Origin of the sequence: Streptomyces sp. NPDC058291, assembly GCF_042880855.1 — a bacterium.
In the GTDB taxonomy this organism is placed as follows: domain Bacteria; phylum Actinomycetota; class Actinomycetes; order Streptomycetales; family Streptomycetaceae; genus Streptomyces.
The window spans coordinates 22,677-29,215 of record NZ_JBHVYK010000094.1; the positions used below are offsets into that span (position 1 = coordinate 22,677).

Below are 6,539 nucleotides of genomic sequence, written 5' to 3' on the forward strand. Positions count from 1 at the left end.
CGGGCCGGGAGAGTCGTACAGATACGGTCAGCAGGCAGTCCTCTCGCGTCACTTCCGCACATCGCGTTACCCGACCGACACCTTCGGGCCTAGCGTCCTTCCCCAGGTGACCGGCTCCCCACCGCCGCCCGGGCCAGGGGCGGCAGTCGGCCACCACCGCCGAGAGGCCCGGTGGCGTTCCGCTCCCCCGTGCGGGGCGTCGCCGGGCACGTCGACCGCTTCGGGGCCGTCCGTCCGCTCTCCCCGACGGCCCCGCGGCTCGACCGAGGCGGTCGTACGAAAGGACGTGCAGTCCCACGTGGCAGCGCACCGCAAGCCCCGACAGCGCTCGCTCGGCGGCCATACGGCCCGCACCGCCTTCACGCTCGCTCTCGCGGGCGCCGCGACGGCGACGGCCTTCGACGGGACCGGACAGGCCGAGCCGAACCAGACTCCGGCCGAGGTCAGGGCGAAGGTGGCCAAGCTGTACCAGGAGGCGGAGGAAGCCACCGAGAAGTACAACGGCGCGCAGGAGAAGGCGGCCGCGGCCGAGCAGCGGCTGGCGGCCATGCGGGACGAGGCGGCGCGCAAGGAGGACAAGCTGAACGCGGCGCGCGAGGCGCTGGGTTCGATGGCGGCGGCACAGTACCGGAGCAGCGGGCTCGACCCCGCCGTGCAGCTGGCGCTCTCCGACGACCCCGACCGGTACCTCGACGGCGCCGCCTTCGCGGAACGGGCCGGCCACCGCCAGTCGGCCGCCGTCGCCCGGGTGCGCGGACAGCTGCGGGAGATCGAGCGGTTGCGCGGCGCCGCGCGCGTCGAACTGTCCTCGCTCAAGGCCCGCCGGGCTGAGCTGCGGACCCAGAAGGCGGCGATCACCGCCAAACTGGACGCCGCACGCCGGCTGTTGTCCCGGCTGACGGCGCCCGAGCAGGCCCGGATCGGCGAGGCGGGCGGCGGCGCGGGCGACAGTGCAACGCGTGCCTCACGCGCCTCGGCGAGCGGACGCGTCGGCCTCCCCACGCCCGGCTCGGCGACCGCGGAAGCCCCCAGCTCCCGTGCGGCGGCGGCCGTCTCCTACGCGTACTCCAAGCTCGGCAGCCCGTATGTGTGGGGCGCGACCGGGCCGAACGCCTTCGACTGCTCGGGACTCGTCCTCGCCTCCTACCGCTCCGCCGGGGTCTCCCTGCCGCGCACCACCTACGCCCAGATCGGCGCCGGCCGGCGCGTCTCCCGCTCCGAACTCCTCCCGGGCGACCTGGTCTTCTTCTACTCCGGCATCACCCACGTCGGCCTCTACATCGGCGACGGCCAGATGATCCACGCCCCGAACCCGTCGGCGCCGGTACGCGTGGCGCCGATCGACCAGATGCCGTTCGCGGGGGCGACGCGGGTGGTGTGAGACGCCCCGCCACCGGTCCCGGCGTCAGTTCACGGCGTCAGTCACACCAGCCGTCACACCAGCCGTCTCGCAGTGGCCCACCGGGTCAGTTCGTGACGGTTGGACAGCTGGAGCTTGCGCAGCACCGCCGAGACATGCGACTCGACCGTCTTGACGGAGATGAAGAGCTGCTTGGCGATCTCCTTGTAGGCGTAGCCGCGCGCGATGAGCCGCAGCACCTCGCGCTCGCGCTGGGTGAGACGGTCGAGGTCCTCGTCGACCGGCGGGGCGTCGGTGGAGGCGAAGGCGTCGAGGACGAACCCGGCCAGACGCGGCGAGAACACCGCGTCGCCCTCCTGCACCCGGAAGATCGAGTTCACCAGGTCGGTCCCCGTGATCGTCTTGGTGACATAGCCGCGGGCGCCGCCGCGGATCACCCCGATCACGTCCTCCGCCGCGTCCGAGACGGACAGCGCCAGGAAGCGCACGGGCCGCTCGGCGTCGGTCATCAGCGGGGCGCAGCGGCGCAGCACTTCGACGCCGCCGCCGCCCGGCAGGTGGACGTCGAGGAGCACGACCTCGGGTCGGGTCGCGGTGATGACCGTGACCGCCTGGTCGACGTCCGCCGCCTCGCCGACGACTTCGACGCCGGTCTGCTCGGTCTGGCCGATCTCGGCCTGCACGCCCGTGCGGAACATGCGGTGGTCGTCGACCAGGACCACGCGCACCCTGCGCCCGTCCGTGCCGTCGCCGGCGGTCCGCGCCGGGTCGGCCGCCTCCCCCGCTTCCCCTGCGCCGTGCGTGCCGGTCGTACCGGTCGTGTCGGTCGGGTCGCTCATGACGTCTTCTCCGCCCTCTCCATCTCCAGCTCGATCTCGGTGCCGCCGTCCGGGACCGCCCGCAGCCGCGCGGTGCCGCCGTGGCGCTCCATGCGGCCGATGATCGATTCTCTGACGCCCATCCGGTCGGCGGGTATCGAGTCGAGGTCGAAGCCGGGGCCGCGGTCGCGGACGGACACGAAGACCGTCCTGCCCTCGACTTCGGCGTAGACCTGCACGGCCCCGCCGTCGCCACCGTACTTGGCCGCGTTCACCATCGCCTCGCGCGCGGCCTGCATCTGTGCGCCGACGCGTTCGTCGAGCGGGCAGTCGCCGACCACCACGACCTCGATGGGCACACCGTGCTTGTCCTCCACCTCGGCGGCGCTCCGACGCACCGCGTCGGCGACCGTGGTCGGCTCGTCCGCCTCGTCCTTGCCGGTGCCCTCGGGTTTGTAGAGCCAGGTGCGCAGGTCGCGCTCCTGGGCGCGGGCGAGGCGGCGCACCTCGCCCACGTTCTCCGCGTTGCGTTGGATCAGGGTCAGGGTGTGCAGCACCGAGTCGTGGACGTGGGCGGCGACCTCCGCCCGCTCCTGGGCGCGGATGCGCATCAGGCGCTCCTCGGAGAGGTCCTGGGTCATACGGACCAGGTAGGGCCCGGCGAGGAGGGTGATGCCGACGATCACGGCGAGGGCCGCCTGCAGGACGGAACCGAGGTGCGCGGCGGAGCCTTGAAGGACGAAGGTCCCCGAGACGCCGGCCGTGACCAGCAGGACGCCGGCGCCCGCACGCAGGAGCGTGAGCGTACGACGCTTGCGGCCGACCTCGACCCAGCGGGCACGGCGAGCGTTGTCCGCCTGGCGCCAGACGAGGGCTACGCCCGCGCCGACGAGGACGGCGGGCACGAGGTAGGCCTTGGCGCCGCTGCCCAGGTTCACGTTGGTCACGAAGACCGTGGCGACCACGACCATGAGGAGCAGGGCGACGATCTGCCCCTTGTCGGGCTTGCGGGCGACGAGTCTGCGGCGGCCGTCGGGCGCGGTCTCGGTGACGACGAGCGCCGGCGGCTTCTGGTCTCCCACTCCGCCGACGCCGAGCGGCACGAAGAACCAGAAGGCCGCGTAGAGCAGCGCGCCGAGGCCGTCCGCCATGAACAGACCGGCGAAGACGAGTCGCACCCAGACGACGGGCAGGCCGAGATGCCCGGCGAGCCCCCGCGCCACGCCACCCAGCCAGCGTCCGTCGCTGCTGCGGTAGAGCTTGCGCGGCGGCCGCGGTTCGACGAGTGGCGCTGCTGCGGCTTCCGGCATGCCAACGATGGTCACACGGGCCGCGGGCCCGGGCATCAGGGTTCGCCCCCGAGACGTCCCTGATCTTCGCTCCGCCCGTCCGTCGAACGCCTCCCCGGCCGTGGATCGGGGCCGATATCAGGGTCCGACCAGGGTTGTTCCGGCTGCCACGAGGGCGGTCCGCCCGCCACCATGGAGTCATGACAGATCACCAGCACGCCGCGGACGCCGTGCCCGACGGGGGCGCCGCGCCCGACGCGGCCGCCCCGTCCTCCGGCGCCTCGGGCGCCGCCGGTGACCCGCCTCGCGCGCACGGACAGCAGGGAGCACGCGAAGAGCACGGCCGGGCCGGGGTCAGCGGCACGGGCGCCGGAAGCGCCGGGCCGGGGGCCGCCGGCGAAGGGGGCGCGTGGACGGGGGAGGCCAGGACAGCGGCCGAGGCAGCCGCCGAGGAGGCGATGGCGGCTGCGGCCGCGGCCGCCGCGGGGGCGGGCGCGGGCGCGGATGCCGACGCCGACGCCGGGCGGGGAACCGGTGGCGCGACCGCTGCCGGACTCCCGTCGAGGTTCCGGCGGGACCGCGAGCACAAGATGCTCGCGGGGGTGTGCGCGGGTCTCGGGCAGCAGTGCGACATGGACCCGGTGATCTTCCGGATCACGCTCGCCGTGCTCTCCGCGACCGGCGGCATCGGCCTCATCTTCTACGGCTTCGCCTGGCTGTTCGTCCCCTACGCCGACGACGGGCAGAACGAGGTGCGCAAGCTCCTGACCGGCCGGGTCGACGGGCAGGCCCTCGCGGCCGTGCTGTTCGCGCTGGTGGGCTGCGGGGTGCTCCTGTCGATGCTGAGCAACGGCAGCGTGCTCACGTTCGCCGTCGTCGTCTCCCTGCTCCTGGCGGGCGCCGGGTACTGGTCGCGGCACCGGGACTCCTCCGACCCCGACCCGCTGGCCGCGCAGGCCGTGGCCGACGCCCCGCCGGAGGCCCAGGCGCCGCCCGTGCCCGCCGCCTATCCGTCCTGGTGGCGCGATCCCATCGTCAAGGACGGCACCCACGACGGCGGCACCGGCTACCTGTGGGGCCCCTCGGAATCCCGCGGCCGGGACTTCATGGCGAACGTGAACGTCCAGCTCAGCGGCCACCGCCGGCCCGAGGACATACGCACGGCGCGCGAGCCCTACGCCCGGCCGTCCGGCCCGCGCTGGATCGGCGGCTGGCTGTTCCTGCTCGCGCTGCCGGCGGGCGGCCTGGTCACCCGGCTCACCTGGGACGGGCATCCGCTCGGCGTCAGTCTGCAGGCAGGCCTGTCGGCCGCGCTCGTGGTGCTCGGCGCGGGCATCGCGCTCAGCTCGTTCCTGGGGCGGACGGGGGCGGGGTCGGTGTTCCTGGCGATCGTCACGGCGGCCCTGCTGGCGGGCACGGCCGTGCTGCCGAGGAACATCGGCACGCACTGGACCGACACGACCTGGCGGCCCACGACGGTGGCCCAGGTGCGGACGCACTACGAACTGGGCACCGGCGAGGGCACGTTGGACCTGTCCCGGCTGAAGCCGGCCCGGGGACGGACGGTCAGCGCCGACGCCGAGGTGGGAGCCGGCCGGCTGCGGGTGATCGTGCCGCCGGACGTGACCGTGAACGTGAGGATCGACGTGGGGCTGGGCGACGTCCAGCTGCCGGGCGACGACGAGAAGGACGTGGACGTGGAGCCGGGCAAGCACCAGGAGGTCACCCTGCGCCCCGCCTCGGGGCGGGCGGACGCGGGGAGCATCGATCTGGATCTCCGGGTCGGAGTGGGACAGGCGGAGGTGGCCCGTGCTGCGTCATGAGTTCCGGCCCGGCAGGCTGGTCGCCGGCGCCGCCTTCGTCGTCGCGGGCGTCGTCTTCGCGGGCGACGCGGGCGGTCTGTGGGAAACACCGTGGTTCGTGATGATCCCGGTCGTCGTGGGCGGTCTCTGTCTCGCGGGTGTGGCGGGCGCCGTGGCCCGGGCCGTGCGCAGACGACGCGGCCCGTCCCGGCGGACCTCTGCGGCCGGAGCCGACGGCGCCGGCACGTCGCCGTGACCGTTCAGGAGGCGGGCGCCGGCCGTGGAGGCCTCGGTCGAGACACTGCCGGGGTCTAGCCGAGACCGCTCTGGCCGAGGCCGCCCGTCCGATGTCGCCGCCTGGAACGCCAGGCGGCGTCCACGGAGAGCACCGGGGCGCCGGCCAGGACGAAGGGCAGCCAGGCCATCAGATAAGGGAGATCGTTGCCCAGGTAGTAGGGATCCGAGGCCCAGCTCACCGTCAGCCACAGGCTGAGCGAGATCAGCGCGCCGCCCAGCGCGGCGAGCCGGGTGAGGACGCCGAACAGCACGCCGAGCCCGACGGCGAGTTCACCGAAGGCCATGGCGTAGCCGAAGCCGACGGGGCTCTTCAGGGCCAGGTCGACCAGGGCCGGGACGGCCGAGGAGTCACGGACGGCCCGCATGGTCTCGCCGATCGAGCCGGCGCCGTCGGCCTTCAGGAAGGCGGGATCGGTGAGCTTGTCGAGGCCGGCGTAGACGAAGGTGACGCCGAGGAAGATCCGCAGAGGGAGGAGGGCGTACCGGGCGGCGGCGTCCCGTCGGCCGCGGCCGCCGTCGAGTTGGGGGGGATAGGTGTCCGTCCGCATGCTGTGAGTCATCGCCCGTGCCGCCTCTCGCCCGGAGTGGTGGGACCCCTCGACAGACCATACGTACGGCATGGGGGGTTCGCTCAAGTGTTTGCACGAGTTCGGCGCCAGGCCGGTTCACCGGCCCCGGTCGGCGGGGTCGGTCGGCGGCCCCGGTCGGCAGCCCCGGTCGGCGGGGTCGGTCGGCAGCCCCGGTCGGCAGCCCCGGTCAGCGGGGCCGGTCGGCGGGGCCGGTCGGCAGGGCCGGTCGGCAGGGCCGGTCGGCAGGGCCGGTCGGCGGGGCCGGTCGGCAGGGCCGGTCGGCAGGGCCGGTCGGCAGCCCCGGTCGGCGGGGCCGGTCGGCAGCCCCGGTCGGCGGGATCGGTCGGCAGCCCCGGTCAGCGGCCCCGGTCAGCGGGGCCGGTCGGCGGGCCCGGTCGGCAGGG

The 6,539-nt window shown here is 74.4% G+C and carries 6 protein-coding genes; 3 read left to right on the forward strand and 3 right to left on the reverse strand.

All coding sequences use genetic code 11. From position 1 onward, the window contains the following. The first annotated feature begins 298 nt into the window (after positions 1-298). Complete coding sequence (locus tag ACFVYK_RS32325; RefSeq protein WP_389780149.1) at positions 299-1,381, forward strand: NlpC/P60 family protein; 1,083 nt, start codon at positions 299-301, stop codon at positions 1,379-1,381. 53 nt (positions 1,382-1,434) lie between these two features. Here ACFVYK_RS32325 and ACFVYK_RS32330 read toward each other — a convergent pair whose 3' ends face one another. Together ACFVYK_RS32330 and ACFVYK_RS32335 are read right to left on the reverse strand one after the other, a co-directional pair. Continuing rightward, positions 1,435-2,199 (reverse strand): LuxR C-terminal-related transcriptional regulator, encoded by a 765-nt coding sequence (locus ACFVYK_RS32330; RefSeq protein WP_389780151.1) that lies wholly within the window; start codon positions 2,197-2,199, stop codon positions 1,435-1,437. Beyond that, positions 2,196-3,524: a PspC domain-containing protein gene (locus tag ACFVYK_RS32335; protein WP_389780153.1), complete on the reverse strand. Its 1,329-nt coding sequence runs from the start codon at positions 3,522-3,524 to the stop codon at positions 2,196-2,198. Before ACFVYK_RS32335 ends, ACFVYK_RS32330 begins: the two co-directional genes overlap by 4 nt. A 143-nt stretch (positions 3,525-3,667) precedes the next feature. Here ACFVYK_RS32335 and ACFVYK_RS32340 point away from each other — a divergent pair, with 143 nt between their 5' ends. Further along, a complete protein-coding gene (locus ACFVYK_RS32340) occupies positions 3,668-5,290 on the forward strand; it encodes a PspC domain-containing protein (RefSeq protein WP_389780154.1) in 1,623 nt (540 codons plus the stop codon). Beyond that, entirely contained in the window at positions 5,277-5,525 is a 249-nt protein-coding gene (locus ACFVYK_RS32345; protein WP_389780156.1) for a hypothetical protein, read from the forward strand. The genes ACFVYK_RS32340 and ACFVYK_RS32345 overlap by 14 nt, the downstream gene beginning before the upstream one ends. 55 nt (positions 5,526-5,580) lie before the next feature. On the opposite strand, the gene ACFVYK_RS32350 is transcribed toward ACFVYK_RS32345, so the two are convergent. Continuing rightward, on the reverse strand, positions 5,581-6,126 hold the full coding sequence (locus tag ACFVYK_RS32350) for a DoxX family protein (RefSeq protein ID WP_389780158.1): 546 nt from the start codon (positions 6,124-6,126) through the stop codon (positions 5,581-5,583). Positions 6,127-6,539: the final 413 nt, after the last annotated feature.

Coding starts and splice junctions, on each gene's coding strand:
- ACFVYK_RS32340 (WP_389780154.1), top strand. CDS start 3,668: ATGACAGATCACCAGCACGCCGCGGACGCCGTGCCCGACGGGGGCGCC.
- ACFVYK_RS32335 (WP_389780153.1), bottom strand. CDS start 3,524: ATGCCCGGGCCCGCGGCCCGTGTGACCATCGTTGGCATGCCGGAAGCC.
- ACFVYK_RS32350 (WP_389780158.1), bottom strand. CDS start 6,126: ATGACTCACAGCATGCGGACGGACACCTATCCCCCCCAACTCGACGGC.
- ACFVYK_RS32330 (WP_389780151.1), bottom strand. CDS start 2,199: ATGAGCGACCCGACCGACACGACCGGTACGACCGGCACGCACGGCGCA.